This is a genomic window from Pectobacterium sp. 1950-15, from assembly GCF_037136835.1.
Classification (GTDB): Bacteria; Pseudomonadota; Gammaproteobacteria; order Enterobacterales; family Enterobacteriaceae; genus Pectobacterium.
Genome location: NZ_JBBBQR010000002.1, coordinates 22072 through 39203 on the forward strand (window position 1 = coordinate 22072; position 17132 = coordinate 39203).

A 17132-nucleotide genomic window follows, 5' to 3' on the forward strand; every position below is an offset into this window, starting at 1 on the left:
GGTAATGAAATGAAACAGCAAGAACAGTTCCGCGATAAGGATATTGCTATTGTAGGAATGTCGGCCCGCTTTCCCGGTGCGGAAGATACCGCGATATTTTGGCAAAACCTGTTGGACGGCGTGGAGACGATCAGCACATTCAGTGAAGAAGAACTGAGGGAGTCAGGCATTGAAGAAGAGATGATCGCCTCGCCCAACTATATTCGCCGTCGGGGAATTTTGGGTAACGCACAGCACTTTGACGCTAATTTCTTTGATATCACACCGCGCGATGCTGAAATTATGGATCCCCAGCATCGCGTCTTTTTGGAATGCTGCTGGCACGCGTTTGAAGATGCCGGCTACGTCCCAGCCACCTACCCCGGTAAGGTTGGCATCTTCGGCGGAACAGGAACCGCCTGGCATTTGAGTAAAGTTAACGCCCACCCTGAAGTACAGAAGTATGCCAGCGGCGCATCGGTCGTCACCAACAATGATAAAGATTACGTAACGACCCGGGTTTCTTACAAGCTCAACCTCAAAGGGCCAAGTGTTAACGTACAGACCGCCTGTTCAACTGCGATGGTCGCCGTCGTGATGGGCATGAATAGCCTGTTGAACGGGGAAAGTGACTTGATCGTTGCAGGCGGTGTTTCCGTAGATACGCCAGAACGTCGGGGCTATCCTTATATGCAAGGCGGTATGGAATCCGCAGATGGCCGCTGCTATGCCTTTGACTCCCGCGCCAACGGCACCGTGTTCAGCCGCGGAGCTGGCGTCGTGTTACTAAAGCGCCTGAACGACGCCGTGCGCGACGGCGACCACATTTACGCCGTGCTGAAAGGCGGCGCAGTAAATAATGACGGTAACCTGAAAGCCGGTTTTACCGCGCCGAGCATCGACGGGCAGATCGCCGTTGCCAAACAGGCAATCACCAATGCGCAACTTGATCCCGCCACGATCAATTTTGTTGAAGCCCACGGCACCGCGACGGCGCTGGGCGATCCGATTGAGTTCACCTCGCTGACACAAACATTTCAGGAATATACGGACAAAACCCAGTATTGCCGTCTGGGCTCGGTGAAAACCAACATCGGCCATACGGACGCGGCATCAGGCATGGCCAGCCTCATCAAAGCCTCACTGGCGCTGGAAACCGGCAAACTGCCAGCCTCACTCCATTTTGAATCACCAAACCCTAACATTGAGTTTGAAACCAGCCCGTTCATCATGAATACCGAGCTCAGCGAGTTGGAACCGTCAGAGACACCACACCGTGCACTAGTGAACTCTTTCGGCGTCGGTGGCACCAATGCCTGCGTCATTCTGGAAGCCGCCCCGCAGCTAAAATCGGGCGATACCCATGACGGCAGCCTGCTGGTTTTGCCTTTCTCCGCCAAAAGTCGCACGGCGCTGGAAGACATGAAACGCCGCCTGCGCGATTACCTCAGTACGCATGACGATGCCAATCTGGCAGATATCGCCTACACCCTACAGGTTGGGAGACAAAAGTTCTCACATAGCACGGCCATTATCGGGAAGGATCGTGATTCCCTGCTGGCCAAGCTGGATCAACCGTCACTGGTCGTGACTCAGCAGAGTAAAAGCAAAAAGTCCGTCGTGTTTATGTTCCCAGGACAGGGCAACCAGTATGTCAATATGGCGCGTGAGTTGTACGACACCTACGACGTCTTCCGCGCGAGCATGGATCAATGCTGTGACTATCTGGAACCGATTCTGGACGTCAACCTGACGTCTATTATCTTTCAGGACGGCGACGATACCGCCGAGTCCCGTATCAATGAAACCCAGTTTACCCAACCGTCCTTGTTCGTGGTGGAGTACAGTCTGGCAAAACTGTGGATGTCATGGGGCATTCAGCCGGAGGTCATGATTGGGCACAGCGTGGGGGAATACGTAGCGGCGTGTTTGTCCGGTGTATTCTCACTGGAAGATGCGCTGAAAGCTGTAGCGCTGCGGGGCAAAATGGTACAGGCATTGCCCGCAGGGGACATGCTTGCGGTTCTGCTTGATGAAGAAAGCCTGAAGGCAAAACTTCACGGCAGCAAACTGGAAATTGCCGCGGTTAACTATCCTGGACTCTGCGTCATCGCCGGTGCTTCAAACGATATCGCCCGTTTTCAACAGCAGTTGGAAGACAGCAATATTTTCTGTAAACACCTGGATACCTCGCACGCGTTCCACTCACACATGATGGAACCGATGCTCCCTGCCTTCAAAAAGGTCATCGACAGCATCGAGCTCCATGCGCCGAAAATCCCTATTGTCTCGACCGTCAACGGCGAATGGATGAGTGAAGACATCGCTAAAAGCAGCGATTATTGGGTTGGACACGTTCGCCACACCGTTCTGTTCTCTCATGGCTTCAAAACGCTGATGGCTGACGAGCATCATGACTTCGTGTTCCTTGAAGTTGGACCGGGGCGTTCACTGGAGTCGTCCGCCAAGCAGCATTTCAGCGCGGAAGACGGTGCCTTGATTTATGCCTCATTACCCACGGCAAAAGATGTTGCGTTATCCGGCGAGCATCTCCTCTCAACGCTTGGTGCGCTTTGGGCTGGTGGTGTAGACGTTCCCTGGCATCTGCGTCATTCAGAACAGCACCGTCGCCGCATCCCGCTGCCCGGCTATCCTTTCGAACGTAAACGCTTCGCCCTGCCGGCGCTGTCGTCAGCCAGCTCTGACGCGCAGAGTGAACAATCCGTTAAGGCTAAAAAGAGGAAACAGGCCGATATCGGTGACTGGTTCTATATGCCGACCTGGAAAAAAACCATTCCAGCGAAATACATGGCGGGTAAACGCGTTGAAACCGAGAACACCTGCTGGTTGCTCCTGACGGATACACAAGGCATCGCCGAACGCACGAAACAGATACTGGAAAAGGATGGGCATAAGGTCTTTTTCGTCAGCCCGGGAACGCAGTATCAGGAAGCACTTTCCGAAGGCCGATATACCCTCAACGTAGCTTCACGCGCCGACTATGTCCGGTTACTGAAAAGCCTGACGGAGCAAGGGCTACGTCCATCGCGTATCCTGTATTTATGGAACCTGACGGCAGAGGAACAGGTACAGCCGCTTGAGCACACCTATCTCTCCTCACCGCTGAATACGTTCTACCCTGCGCTCTATCTCCAGCAGGCACTGGTGAATGAGAATTTGCTGGACGATCTACATATCACTTTCGCCACCAGCAACACATTCAGCGTAATGGGCGAGCGCATCGCTTCCCCAGAGAATGCGCTGCTGGTAGGGCCTTCACGCGTGTTCTATCACGAATACCCTGAAGTCCAATGCCATCTGGTGGATATCGATCTTAAACAAAACGCCGTACAGCTTGATGAATTTGCCCACAGCCTGATAGCAGAAAGCCATATTGCAACACACGGTAATCTGGTGGCCTACCGCAGCAATCAGCGCTGGGAAGAAAGTTATCAGGCCGTCCATCTGAAACAGGACGATCTCGGTTTACCTGCGGACTTGAAAGACGACGGCGTCTACCTCATCACCGGCGGCCTCGGCGGATTAGGGTTACTACTCGCCAATCATCTGTCAGAAAAAAGTCGTGCTACGATCATTCTGACCTACCGTGCCGCATTACCGCCGCGTGAAGAGTGGCAAGCCTGGATCCAACAGCATCCGGTTGACGATCCTATCAGTGAGAAACTGGCGAGCGTTTTACGTCTGGAAGACCGTGGTAACACGATACATCTGGCACAGGTCGACGTGAATGACTATCACGGTATGCGTGACATGTTATCCGCATTCCCGCAGGTCGACGGGGTGTTCCACACCGCAGGTGTAGCCGGCGGCGGCATCATTCCGCTGAAAAATGACGCCGATTGCGCCAACGTGCTCGATCCCAAAGTCGTAGGTTCGCTCATTTTGGATGAGTTGCTACAGGACAAACAGCCTGACTTCTTTATTTTATTCTCTTCCATCACCTCCATTGTCGGCGACGAAGCCCGCATTGATTATTGCTCGGGTAATGCGTTTATGGATGCATTTGCGCATTACCGCAACCAGCACCGGCGCGGACGTACCGTTTCGCTGAACTGGGGAAAATGGGGCGATGTGGGAATGGCTGCCCGTTGGGACAAGCAGTTACAGGAGAAGAAAAACAGCAAGCAGGCTGCTGTTGAGGAAACCAAAGGAAACCTGCTGACCTATCTTGAGCGCGAAGGCATGCAGGAAAGCTATCAGGTCAATCTCACCGTGCAAGACTGGGTCATCGATGAGCACCGCCTCGCGAAGCAGCCCTCACTGGTGGGCGCGACAATCTTATCGCTGCTGCATGAGTTCATGACGTGCTTTAAGCCTCAGGAAAGCCTTCAGGTCAAAAATCTGATGCTGACTAAGCCCGTTATCTATACCGATACCTGGCCACGACAGATGAGGCTATTCATCACATCAGAAGGGAAAGGCTATAAATTCAGCCTCAAGACTCGGGGTGTACTTGAACTGGCATGGCAAGAGCACGCGTTCGGGGGAATCGGCCACGGCGCCCCAACGGCTGACCTTACACCACAATCGATTGACGCCATTAAACAACGCTGCACCACGCAGGTTCCCTACGCGCCGTTTATCACTGAGCTGGATAATGCCAACACGGGCGAAAATTTCCTGTCGTTCAGCCAGCGCTGGAACAACCACCGCGAGATCGTTCAGGGCCATAACGAATGGCTGATACACAAAGTGCTGAAGGACGACTATACGCACGACCTTACCCGCTACCCGTACCATCCCGCAGTGATTGATGCCACGGCAATATCCTGCCTGTCATTGATTACACAGGAGAATTTCCTGCCTATCAGCTATGGCAAGATGACCTTCTTATCGCCACTGGGGAAAGAGTGCTACGTCCACGCCAGGCTCAAGCAGGCTTATCAGCCGCAGGATAACGCCATCGTCATGGATATCACGTTCCTTTCACCAGAGGGCGTTCCGCTGCTGGTACTGGAAAACTACACGCTGATGAAGATGACGATGGGCAACCAGCTCGCGACATCCGAAAACACATCAACGGCAGCGATAGCCGCAGTAAAAGTGAATCTGGCAGATAAAGACATTCTGTTGCCAGAAGGGCTGGATGCAATAAAACGCCAGCTCGCACATCTGGAATTTGAACAGTTAGTCGTCGTTACCAGCGATCTGGACCAGCTCATTTATGAGTCGATCCCTGAGCAGGAAACGCCTGAATTCATCTTGCAGGATAGCGATGCTACGGAAGGGTATGCCAGACCCGCTCTCTCTGTGGATTACGTTGCGCCAGAAAATGACATTGAGAAAGAGATCGTCAAAGTCTGGCAGTCCATTCTGGGGATTTCGGGTATCGGCGTTAATGACAGCTTTACTGAACTGGGCGGTAACTCACTGCTGGCAGTACAGGTCGTGTCTACCGTTTCCGGCATCTTTGAAATCGATATCCGCGTTGATCTGTTTTACCAGAACCAGACCGTGCAAGGGTTAGCAGCGCTGATCCTTACTGAACTGGAAACCTTATTGCAGGAATAAGCGCACGGCCGCCTTCGGCATGTATCTCGAAGGCGGCCGCTGCTGTAAAAACCGAATGTCACAAAATGAGACTCGATAATGACGCAGCTTCCCACCGCAAAACTGACCTCGCTTAGCCTGGATGAACTCAAAAAGCTGGCAAGAGAAAAGAAGAAAACGAGCCATACATCCTCAGGTAAAACCATTACTCCGCACGCAACGCCAGGAAGAGTCCATTTCCCCATGACCAGCGCGCAGAAGCGTATCTGGATGCTCTCCCAATACCTTGACGATAGCCTGGTCTATAATAATCCGTATGTGCTTGCCTGCAGAATCGAGCACGACATGGAGCCGCGGCGCGTACAGCAAACGCTCGACTATCTGATACAACAATATGACATTCTGCGTACGACATTCCGGCTGGTCGATAACGATGTGTGCCAACACATCGCCAACGATATGTCTTTTCCGTTTAGCTTCGAGGATATCTCCGCGTTCAGCGAAGAAGATATTGAAAAATACGTTTCAGAAACGGCCAAAGCGAAAGGAAATATTGTTTTTGATCTGGAGAATGGCCCATTGGTTTATCTCCATATGACCAAAACCCATCAGCACGATTATGTCCTGTTCCTGACTTTTCATCACATTATTTCCGATGGATGGACGGTCAATGTGTTCTTCAAAATGCTGATGGAAAACTATTTTCGTTTGTTGCAAGGAGGGACATTACCTATCGAGAAAACGCTCCAGTTTGCCGATTACGCACTGGCGGAAGATCGGTGGTATAGCGAGGGCGAATACCAAACCGGTCTTGCCTACTGGGCGAAGAAGTTGGACGGCATCACGGGGCAGTTGGAGCTGGCAACGGACTCCCCTCGTCCAGCTAAAATGAGCACCGCAGGCGGCATCATAAGCCAGTTCTTTGACTCCTCTTTCTGCCAGCGTTTGCAAAACTGTGCGGCACGGCATCAGGCAACGCAATTCCACGTTATCCTCACGGCATACCAACTCCTGCTGCATAAATATAGCGGGCAGCAGGAAATCATCATCGGCGCACCGTTTGCCAACCGCAATTTATCTGCCACGCAAAACATGATGGGGCTATTCATGAATACCCTACCACTACGTTTTGATATCGATCCTGATGCCAGTATCGCTTCGCTGATTGAAGACGTACGCGTCGAATGCGAAGAAACCCTGAGATACCAGGATGTGCCGTTCAACTATATTCTGGATGAGATTACCTATGTGCGTAATCCCCAGATCAATCCAATCTTCCAGGCAATCTTGACGTATCAGGTCTTTCCCCATTTTCACAGCAGCCATGGCGGGTTCAAATATAAACCGTTAAAAGTGGATTACGGCACGGCCAAACTGGATCTCAACTTATGGGTAGAAGAAGATAAAGATAGCGACGGCCTACTGTTCACCATGAACTACAGCAGCGCGTTATTTTCCAGCAATACCATCCAACGCATGCTGAATGACTTGCGGACGATGCTTGAGACCTTAATTAACCAACCGCAGCTCACCGTACGGGAGATTTCGCTGTTAGGTGACGAAGAACGTAGCGCGACGATTGCACAATGCCGCCCAACCGCTAACACGCTCCCACCAACCGTTCATCGGCAGTTTGAACAACAGGCACAGCAGAGGCCGAATGCTATCGCGGTTCGCTGTGAAGGACGCACACTGACCTACGCTCAGCTCAATGAACGGGCGAACCAGTTGGCTCATCAGCTACAGAAAGACGGGCTCGCTCATGGGGAGTGTGTCGCGTTATTTATGCCTAAAAGCGAGTATTACGTCGTCGCGATTCTGGCCGTGTTAAAAGCAGGCGGATGCTATGTCCCAGTCGATATGGAGCTTCCTGCACAACAGGTTGAGTTCATCCTGCAAAACTCTACCGCCCGCTGTGTCATCATCGACGAACAGACGCCCGGTGACATACTCCCCTGCGTCTACGTAAGACAAAATCGCAGTATGATGCCGGTAAGCAACCCATCGCAGCCACAGATTACGGATGGTCCGGCTTACATCATTTATACCTCGGGCAGTACCGGCAAACCTAAGGGCGTTCAGGTCAAACACTCACAGCTAAGCCACTACTGTCAGGCTATTCAGCCCGTGCTCAACCTACCGTCCGATGCCCGCTACGGCATGTTTTCATCCTTCACCACCGATTTGGCACACACGGTGCTCTTCCCCGCACTGATCCATCAGGGCCAATTGGACGTAATCACGACGGAGTTACTCCGCGATCCACAGAAACTATTCGCTTATCTGGCGCACTATCCCGTCGATTGTATCAAGATCACACCGTCCCATTTAGCGACATTACTGACGTCACCGCAGGCCGAGGCGTTATTACCTCGTCAGTTGTTGGTCATCGGCGGAGAACGCGTTCCTCTGTCGCTCATCAAACGCGTACGTGAGTTCCATCCTCCTTGCCGCATTCTGAACCATTATGGCCCAACCGAGTGTACGGTCGGTGTCACTACCTATCCGGTACCAGAGGATCTTAGCGCGCTCTCCGGTGACTACTTACCCATCGGTAAACCCCTGTCCGATAGCCATGTCCTGCTGCTCGATCCTTATCACCAGTTAGTTCCTGCCGGTCTGCCGGGTGAAATTTATCTGGGTGGTTCACATGTGGCGGAAGGATACATCGGCCTACCGGAGCAAAATCACACACGCTTTATCCCCCACCCTTACCTTGAGGGTGAGCGGCTTTATCGTAGCGGTGACAAAGGTCGCTTCCTGCCTGACGGCAATCTTGAATTTATGGGACGTTTGGATCGCCAGGTTAAAGTGCGCGGCTACCGCGTTGAGCTGGCAGAGATCGAACAGGCATTACAACAGGTCGCTAATGCGACTCACGTAGCGATTAAACAAAACACGCTTCCCCACGGAGAAGCCGTTTTAACCGCCTATGTGTGCGGTATTACCGACGCTCATCAGACCGAGGTAAAAGCAGCACTGCAAAAGAAACTGCCAGACTATATGCAGCCCGAACGCTGGGTATGGCTAGAGGCGATGCCATTAACCGCCAGCGGTAAGATAAACTATGCCGTGTTACCTCTGCCCTCAGCGGAAAAGCGCGAATCGCTTCATACCCCAGAGAATCAGCGCGAACGCGACCTGCATGACATTTACCGTGATATTTTACAAAACGATGCCATTGATACGCAGGAGAGTTTCTTCACGCTTGGCGGGAATTCTCTCAGTGCATTAAAGCTCATCCTGAACATTAATCAGCACTTCGGCACCTCTCTGTCTCTGGGGCAACTGTTCGAAAACAGCAGCATTGCGCAGTTGGCGCGTGTGATTGACGAAAAAGGAACCCAGACTCAAGCCGCAAGGGTGACAATCAACCGTGGTCAACCAGAAAATAAACCCACGTTGCTTTTGATCCACCCAGCTGGCGGTAACGTGCTGTGCTATTCCGCGCTGGCGCGTGAATTGGGCGAGAGCTACCCCGTCTACGGTATTCAGGTGCCTGATTTCAGCGTCAACCAGCCTTATAACGCCGATATCAAAGCACTTGCCGCGTTCTACCTCTCACAGGCAGGCGACATCGTTCATCACTCTCGTTTGGTTCTGGGTGGGTGGTCTCTCGGCGCAACCATTGCCTTTGAAATGTCACAACAACTCGCGGCAAAAGGCATAACCCCCACGGTATTAGTCCTGGATCAACCTGCTCCAGAGATCAACATCGACGGTTCAGCAGACATGCACGAGACTGAACGTCTGGCGTACTTTGCGCATAAAGTGGCCCTATTTACCGGAACGTCTTTCGATCTGTCAGAGCAGTCACTTGCAGACATGAGCAACGCACAACGCACGTCACGCTTTCTGGCTGAATTTAAACGGGCGGGGCTGGTTCCTGAGTCAATTGGACCCAAAGCGTTTCAAGATTTTCTCACTATCCTGCAAACCCATATCTATGCAACGGACGCTTACCGTAGTGAGCCCTACTCGGGTGATGTACTGGTCGTCGAGGCGGAGGATATTTTGCCCGGCCGCATCCGCCTGCCGGAGTCTGGTCTGGGGTGGCGTCGCTTTACGTCAGGCTGCCTGACGGTACTGCCGACATCCGGCGACCATATTTCAATGATGAACGCCCCACATATTTCGCGTATAGCCGAACAGCTCAAGAAAGTATTGCGATAACACATCCGCCGTCTGTGGTTTCAAACCCAGAACGGCGGCTTTATGACGTAAGCGAGGAGAAAACATGGGCCATCCCCCGTCGTTAACCGTTTGGCGATATCTGATATCACGCGATGCGCTTCTGACCATTATCATACCGGTCATTATTTACAACATCGCATTTCTACTATGGGGGGCGGGCAGCGCACTATTAATTACCGCGATCTATTCCGGTATCCTGCAATTATTCAGCCGTTGGCAGGGCTATCTGCCAATCATTGCACTCATTCTGGTTTCGGGGCTTAGTCACTACCTTTATCTCGAAGGAATAATGCTGCTTGGTATCCATCAGGAGAGTGTCTTTTTATCGATCAGCGGTGCACTTTCCACCGTGATTATTTTTACCATTTACAGCATCAAGGGACGTCCGGTCATACAAATTCTGGCGGAACAAGCTACGCCAGACCTTAAGACGCTCCCCGTTTATGGCACGCCGCAGTATGTCAGAGTCTGGAATGAAGTGTCACTGGTCTGGATTCTCGTCTACCTGGTGAAAGCCATCATCATTTACCTGCTTTCACGCCAGCCCGGATTACCGATGGATACCCTTGTCCTCATCAGCGGATGGCCGCTTACGCTACTGCTGGTGATTTTCAGTTTCCGGTGGCCAAAGCATCGTTGGACCTCGCACGCACATGATAACGCTTCCTGAGTCACTCAACAGGTAGTGCATCACCGAATAAATGATAAATATAGGGAATATTATGAGTCCGTTAGAAAACAAGCTGATTGTACTGGATCACCATCCTGATGGCCCTGTGCAGCTAGAGCATTTCAGGTTCGAAGAACGCCATATTAATGCACTACAACCTGGAGAATATCTAATTGAAAACAAATGGTTATCCATTGATCTTTATACGCGTCCACGGCTTAACAAGAATACGGCCTATGTAAGCCCGATCAAACGGGGCGAGGTCATTCAAGGTGAAACGATAGGCTACGTTGTAGCAACGAAGAATCCACACTTTCAGGTTGGGGACTGCGTGTTCACTTTTTCAGGCTGGCAGAAATATTATGTCGGTACGCCGCAGGATTTTATTACTCATCGTCTACCGTCAACGACGCTGTCACCTTCGATTTTTCTCAGCGTAGTCGGAACACCGGGACGTTCCGCTTATTTTGGTCTGAATAAAATAGCCAGACCCAAAGCGGGAGAAACGCTGGTGGTATCGGCAGCCTCAGGGGGGGTCGGATCCGTCGTCGGTCAACTCGGTAAACAGGCTGGGTGCCGGGTTGTCGGTCTGGCTGGTAGCGAAGAAAAGTGTCGCTATGTCGTTGACACATTAGGCTTTGACGCCTGCATTAATTATAAAGCAGATGACTTAAACCAAGCCTTGCGGGCCGCCTGCCCTAACGGGATTGATATCTATTTTGAAAACGTTGGCGGCAGAGTCTCACTTTTCGTGGCCAAACTGCTCAACGAAGGCGCAAGAGTCCCCGTTTGTGGCAGCGCGGCGATCTATAATCAAGGAAATGAGGTTGATGCCTCAAGCCCGGTGGCATTTTTCTCTTCTTTACCCGAAGCCCCTCTGAGCCGCTTTTTTCTCGTCACCGAGTGGTTCAAAGACTACGCAGAAGCGGACATTTGGCTACTCGATGCCGTGGAGAAAGGGAGATTAAAATATCGCGAGAACATTATTGAGGGAATAGAGAATGCGCCCCAAGCCTTTATCGACTTATTGGACAGCAAACACTTTGGCAAGCAACTGGTGCATCTGTAAGGCTGAGACCAGAAATTAAAGACAAAAAAATAGACGTCCATTGACGTCTATTTTTTATGTTGGTACCGAGGACGGGACTTGAACCCGTAAGCCCAATCGGGCACTACCACCTCAAGGTAGCGTGTCTACCAATTCCACCACCACGGCATCACAATTACTACTTTAAAACGCTTACTTCGGAATGTCACTCGCCGGCGTTGAAGGCGCAGCAGGCGTCGTCGTCTGCTCGGCTTTTTCAGGCTGGCTCAGGTTGTCCCAAGCGCCGCCTTTTTTCTGCAGCGAGCTCAGGTTGCCCAGTACGAGGCTGATAATGAAGAACAGAGTCGCCAGTATCGCCGTCATGCGGGTCATGAAATTACCAGAGCCGCTCGAACCGAACAAAGTGGCAGAAGCACCTGCTCCGAACGACGCTCCCATATCAGCACCTTTACCCTGCTGAAGCATGATCAAGGCAACCAGCCCGATCGATACTAACAGGAAAATCACTAATAGAGCTTCGTACATAGTCGTACCTGTTAACCGTTTTCCCCATGTCTCATGGAGAATGCTATATTCTGGCGGTAAACCGCGCGTCATTCCGCAAGTCAGATGTCTCGAACATCCCTTATCAAGCGGGTCTGAATACTAACTAAAGGATGTAACGTACGCAAGGGTAATTTGGTCACAGCAGGTTGATTGCAGAAAAAAACAGCGGCTTTCGACACGAGACACCTATCGAAAGCCTTATCTACCTGATTGGTGAATCAAAAAAGCCCTCAGCTGACAGCTTTCACCGCATCGGCAATACGGTTTGCCAGCGCGATGACGGTCTCTTCGTGTTCACCCTCAACCATGACGCGGATAAGCGGCTCAGTACCGGATTTACGCAGCAGTACCCGCCCGCGTCCGGCCAATTCTTTTTCCACATCCTGCGTAATCTGCTGCACATTTTTGTCTTCCAGCGGATCGTTTTCACCCGTAAACCGTACGTTGACCAGGATCTGTGGAAACAGCTTCATACCGCTGCATAGATCATGCAGGCTCATATGGTTTCTCACTATCGCGGTAAGTACTTGCAAACCGGCAATCACACCGTCGCCCGTCGTCGTTTTGTCCAGCAGGATCACATGGCCGGAGTTTTCTGCACCAATGCGCCACCCTTTTGCCTGCATCATTTCTAATACATAGCGGTCGCCCACCTTGGCGCGAGCAAACGGGATGCCGAGTTGCTTTAATGCAACCTCAAGCCCCATGTTACTCATCAGCGTGCCCACCGCACCGCCGCGCAGTTGCCCTTGGCGTAAGCCCTCACGGGCGATGATATACAGAATCTGGTCGCCATCCACTTTGTTGCCCAAATGGTCGACCATGATGAGCCGATCGCCATCGCCGTCAAAGGCCAGCCCAACATCCGCTTTTTCAGCCAGTACGCGAGCTTGTAGCTGCCTGACGTCGGTCGCCCCGCACTCTTCATTGATATTCATGCCATCCGGTTCACAGCCAATCGCAATGACTTTAGCACCAAGCTCGCGCAAGACGCTGGGGGCGATATGATAGGTAGCGCCATTGGCGCAATCGACGACAATCTTTAAACCATTGAGGCTCAGTTCACTCGGGAACGTCCCCTTACAAAACTCGATGTAGCGTCCGGCAGCGTCAACAATGCGGCTGGCTTTGCCTAATTCAGCAGACTCAACGCACGTCAGCGGTTTTTCCAGTTCAGCTTCTATCGCTTCTTCGACTTCATCCGGCAGCTTGGTACCGTCAATTGAGAAGAATTTAATCCCGTTGTCGTAATACGGGTTGTGAGAAGCAGAAATAACGATACCCGCTTCTGCACGGAACGTGCGGGTGAGATAAGCAACCGCAGGCGTCGGCATCGGGCCAGTAAAAGAAGCCGATAAACCCGCAGCTGCCAGCCCAGCTTCCAGCGCAGACTCCAGCATGTAACCAGAAATGCGGGTATCTTTGCCGATAATAATCTTACGAGAACCATGTCGTGCGAGCACTTTCCCAGCGGCCCAACCCAGCTTAAGCACAAAGTCAGGTGTAATCGGCGTATCGCCAACCTTGCCACGTACGCCATCGGTACCAAAATATTTGCGGTTACTCATCTCGTTTTTATTCCTTCGCAGAAAGGGTGGCCTCAACAATGCGCATGGCATCAGCCGTTTCTTTAACATCGTGCACGCGAATAATCTGTGCTCCCTGCATTGCCGCGATCACTGCGCAGGCGACGCTGCCATGAACACGCTGCGCAGGCGGCACATTGAGGAGTTGTCCAATCATGGATTTCCTCGACATCCCCACCAGAAGAGGCAGTTCAAAACGATGTAACTCGCTCAGGCGAGCCAGAAGCGCATAATTATGGGCAAGATTCTTACCGAATCCGAACCCAGGATCCAGCAATAGCTTACTTTTCGGAATATTGGCGTTCACACAGCGATCAATGTGCTGCTGCAAGAAATTTCCGATGTCCTGCAGCAGGTCATCATAATGCGGTTTGTGCTGCATAGTTCTCGGCATTCCCTGCATGTGCATCAGACATACTGGCAAACCTGTTGCCGCCGCCGCTTCCAGAGCGCCGGGCTCTTGCAAAGCGCGAATATCATTAATCAGATGTGCGCCTGCCTGCGCTGACGCCGTCATCACTTCCGGCTTCGAGGTATCAACCGAGATCCAGACGTCAAACCGCTTAGCGATGGCTTTAACGACCGGAACCACACGTTCCAGCTCTTCTTCCGTACTCACCTCATCCGCCCCAGGGCGCGTTGATTCACCGCCGATATCGATCAGGGTCGCGCCAGCGGTCACCATCTCCTGAACGTGCAGTAGTGCAGCATCGAGCTTGTTGTGTTTGCCGCCATCGGAAAAAGAGTCAGGTGTAACGTTAAGAATGCCCATAACGTGTGGGCAGGAAAGATCCAGCGTTGAGTCTCTGGCAACCAGTTGCATGATTTACCTCCGCATTCTGGTGTGGTTAGCATGAAATGTGATTCGAAGAGCATTCCCAGTAAAAAACCCCAGCCTGAGCTGGGGTTTCGTGAGTTACCGATATCAATTGCAGGCGAATTATTTGTCGTCCGCTTGCTCAGACATGGTGTTACCAGGATTAGGCGTTTGCGGCTCATCCACTGGCGTAGGAGCTTTAGGCGTCCCACCGCCGTTGCCGGAATCGTTGTCAGAACGAGACGCTTCCCAACCCGCTGGCGGACGCACCTCTTTCTTACGCCCCATCAAATCGTCAATCTGCGGCGCATCAATGGTTTCATACTTCATCAACGCATCTTTCATTGAGTGAAGGATGTCCATATTAGCCATCAACAGCTCACGAGCACGCACGTAGTTGCGTTCAATCAGCGATTTCACTTCCTGATCGATGATACGCGCCGTTTCATCTGACATGTGCTTGGCTTTTGCTACAGAACGGCCAAGGAATACTTCGCCCTCTTCTTCCGCATAAAGCAATGGACCCAGTTTTTCAGAGAAACCCCATTGCGTCACCATGTTACGAGCAATCGACGTGGCGACTTTGATGTCATTGGACGCACCAGTCGAAACATGCTCCACGCCGTAAATGATTTCTTCGGCCAGTCGACCACCGTACAGTGTAGAGATCTGGCTTTCCAGTTTCTGACGGCTGGCGCTGATCGCATCACCTTCAGGCAGGAAGAACGTCACGCCCAGCGCGCGGCCACGTGGAATGATCGTCACTTTATGGACCGGATCGTGCTCTGGCACCAGACGACCGATGATAGCGTGCCCCGCTTCATGATAGGCCGTCGATTCTTTCTGCTTTTCAGTCATAACCATGGAACGGCGCTCGGCACCCATCATGATTTTGTCTTTCGCTTTCTCGAATTCAACCATCGAAACAACGCGTTTGTTGCCACGAGCAGAGAACAATGCGGCTTCGTTAACCAGGTTAGCCAAATCCGCACCAGAGAAACCTGGCGTACCACGTGCAATCACTGACGCATCGATATCTGGAGACAGCGGTACGCGACGCATGTGAACTTTCAGAATCTGCTCACGGCCACGAACATCTGGCAGGCCAACCACAACCTGACGGTCAAAACGACCTGGACGCAGCAACGCAGGGTCAAGCACATCGGGACGGTTCGTCGCCGCGATAACAATAATGCCTTCGTTGCCTTCAAAACCGTCCATTTCAACCAGCATCTGGTTTAGCGTTTGCTCACGTTCATCGTGACCGCCGCCTAAACCTGCGCCACGCTGACGGCCAACGGCGTCGATTTCATCGATAAAGATGATACAAGGTGCGGCTTTCTTCGCCTGTTCGAACATGTCACGGACGCGAGAAGCACCGACACCCACAAACATTTCAACGAAGTCAGAACCGGAAATCGTAAAGAAAGGCACTTTCGCTTCACCAGCGATCGCTTTCGCCAGCAACGTTTTACCCGTTCCCGGTGGGCCGACCATCAGAATGCCTTTCGGAATCTTACCGCCCAGTTTCTGGAAACGGCTAGGTTCACGCAGGTACTCGACCAGTTCGCTAACCTCTTCCTTCGCTTCGTCGCAACCGGCTACATCCGCAAACGTCGTCTTGATCTGATCTTCAGTCAACATACGCGCTTTGCTCTTGCCGAAGGACATGGCACCTTTACCACCGCCGCCTTGCATTTGGCGCATGAAGAAGATCCAGACACCAATCAGTAACAGCATCGGGAACCAGGAAATAAAGATAGAAGCCAGTAAGCTCGGCTCTTCCGGTGGCTCACCAACGACTTTCACATTCTTCGTTAGCAGGTTATCCAGTAGCTTGGGGTCATTGACAGGAATGTAAGTCGTGTATCTATTGCTGTCTTTTTTGATAACACTGATCTCACGCCCGTTAATACGTGCTTCACGGACCTGATCCTGATTCACTTCAGTCAAGAAGGTTGAATAATCCACCCTACGGCCATTCGACTCGCTGGGCCCAAAGCTCTGGAAAACAGACATCAGCACCACTGCGATGACTAACCAGAGAATTAGGTTTTTCGCCATGTCACTCAAGGGATTAACCTCATATTACAACTGTGTTAAAAAACAGCGTTAGGGTACTACAGTTTCCGCCCTGTCGCTACAATATACACTTCACGAGACCGGGCACGTGAGGCGTCTGGTTTACGAATTTTCACTTTCGTAAACAGGGAGCGAATTTCCCGCAGGTATTCATCAAAGCCTTCTCCCTGAAACACTTTCACCAGGAAACTTCCGCCTGGCGCTAATACATCCCGACACATACCAAGTGCTAATTCAACCAGATACATCGACTTCGGAATATCAACGGCTGGTGTACCACTCATGTTAGGGGCCATGTCAGACATCACCACCTGAACTTTGCTATCGCCAACCCTTTCGAGCAAGGCTTTGAGGACCAGTTCATCACGAAAGTCCCCTTGCAGGAAATCGACGCCGACAATCGGATCCATCGGTAAAATATCGCACGCGATAATTCGACCATTTCCACCGATTTGCGTGACCACATACTGTGACCAACCGCCAGGTGCAGCGCCTAAATCCACAACCGTCATACCGGGTTTAAACAGTTTGTCGCTCTGCTGTATTTCGTCAAGTTTAAACCAAGCACGCGAGCGCAGCCCTTTTTTCTGGGCCTGCTGCACATATTTATCGCTAAAGTGTTCCTGCAACCAGCGACTGGAACTTGCAGAACGCTTTTTATTCGCCATCGATTTTCCAACTATTCTCAGTAACACGCTC

The 17132-nt window shown here is 51.8% G+C and carries 9 protein-coding genes and 1 tRNA gene; 4 read left to right on the forward strand and 6 right to left on the reverse strand.

All coding sequences use genetic code 11. The features are described from left to right. Nucleotides 1-9: 9 nt before the first annotated feature. From WCT94_RS02210 to WCT94_RS02225, 4 genes are all read left to right on the forward strand, one after another. Nucleotides 10-5511, forward strand: a complete 5502-nt coding sequence (locus WCT94_RS02210) for a type I polyketide synthase (protein ID WP_336867685.1) — start codon at nt 10-12, stop codon at nt 5509-5511. 78 nt (nt 5512-5589) lie between these two features. Continuing rightward, nucleotides 5590-9663, forward strand: coding sequence for an amino acid adenylation domain-containing protein (locus WCT94_RS02215; RefSeq protein ID WP_336867687.1), 4074 nt, complete (start codon nt 5590-5592; stop codon nt 9661-9663). Nucleotides 9664-9727: 64 nt separating this feature from the next. Then, nucleotides 9728-10354 (forward strand): hypothetical protein, encoded by a 627-nt coding sequence (locus WCT94_RS02220; RefSeq protein ID WP_336867688.1) that lies wholly within the window; start codon nt 9728-9730, stop codon nt 10352-10354. A 52-nt stretch (nt 10355-10406) separates the two neighbouring features. After that, the gene (locus tag WCT94_RS02225; protein WP_336867690.1) at nt 10407-11423 is read left to right on the forward strand and encodes an NADP-dependent oxidoreductase; all 1017 of its coding nucleotides are present in this window, start codon (nt 10407-10409) and stop codon (nt 11421-11423) included. A 60-nt stretch (nt 11424-11483) separates the two neighbouring features. On the opposite strand, the gene WCT94_RS02230 is transcribed toward WCT94_RS02225, so the two are convergent. From WCT94_RS02230 to rlmE, 6 genes are all read right to left on the reverse strand, one after another. After that, nucleotides 11484-11570 (reverse strand) — tRNA-Leu (locus tag WCT94_RS02230). 24 nt (nt 11571-11594) lie between these two features. Further along, nucleotides 11595-11927, reverse strand: a complete 333-nt coding sequence (gene secG / locus WCT94_RS02235; protein WP_180742900.1) for a preprotein translocase subunit SecG — start codon at nt 11925-11927, stop codon at nt 11595-11597. Nucleotides 11928-12178: 251 nt separating this feature from the next. Beyond that, nucleotides 12179-13516 carry a phosphoglucosamine mutase gene (gene glmM / locus WCT94_RS02240; protein WP_336867692.1) on the reverse strand — a complete coding sequence of 446 codons (1338 nt, stop codon included), beginning with the start codon at nt 13514-13516 and terminating at the stop codon, nt 12179-12181. Nucleotides 13517-13523: 7 nt separating this feature from the next. Beyond that, nucleotides 13524-14357 (reverse strand): dihydropteroate synthase, encoded by an 834-nt coding sequence (gene folP, locus WCT94_RS02245; protein ID WP_336867694.1) that lies wholly within the window; start codon nt 14355-14357, stop codon nt 13524-13526. A 117-nt stretch (nt 14358-14474) separates the two neighbouring features. Further along, nucleotides 14475-16415: an ATP-dependent zinc metalloprotease FtsH gene (gene ftsH, locus WCT94_RS02250; protein WP_336867695.1), complete on the reverse strand. Its 1941-nt coding sequence runs from the start codon at nt 16413-16415 to the stop codon at nt 14475-14477. 56 nt (nt 16416-16471) lie between these two features. Then, complete coding sequence (gene rlmE / locus WCT94_RS02255; RefSeq protein ID WP_012773268.1) at nt 16472-17101, reverse strand: 23S rRNA (uridine(2552)-2'-O)-methyltransferase RlmE; 630 nt, start codon at nt 17099-17101, stop codon at nt 16472-16474. Between the last annotated feature and the right edge of the window lie 31 nt (nt 17102-17132).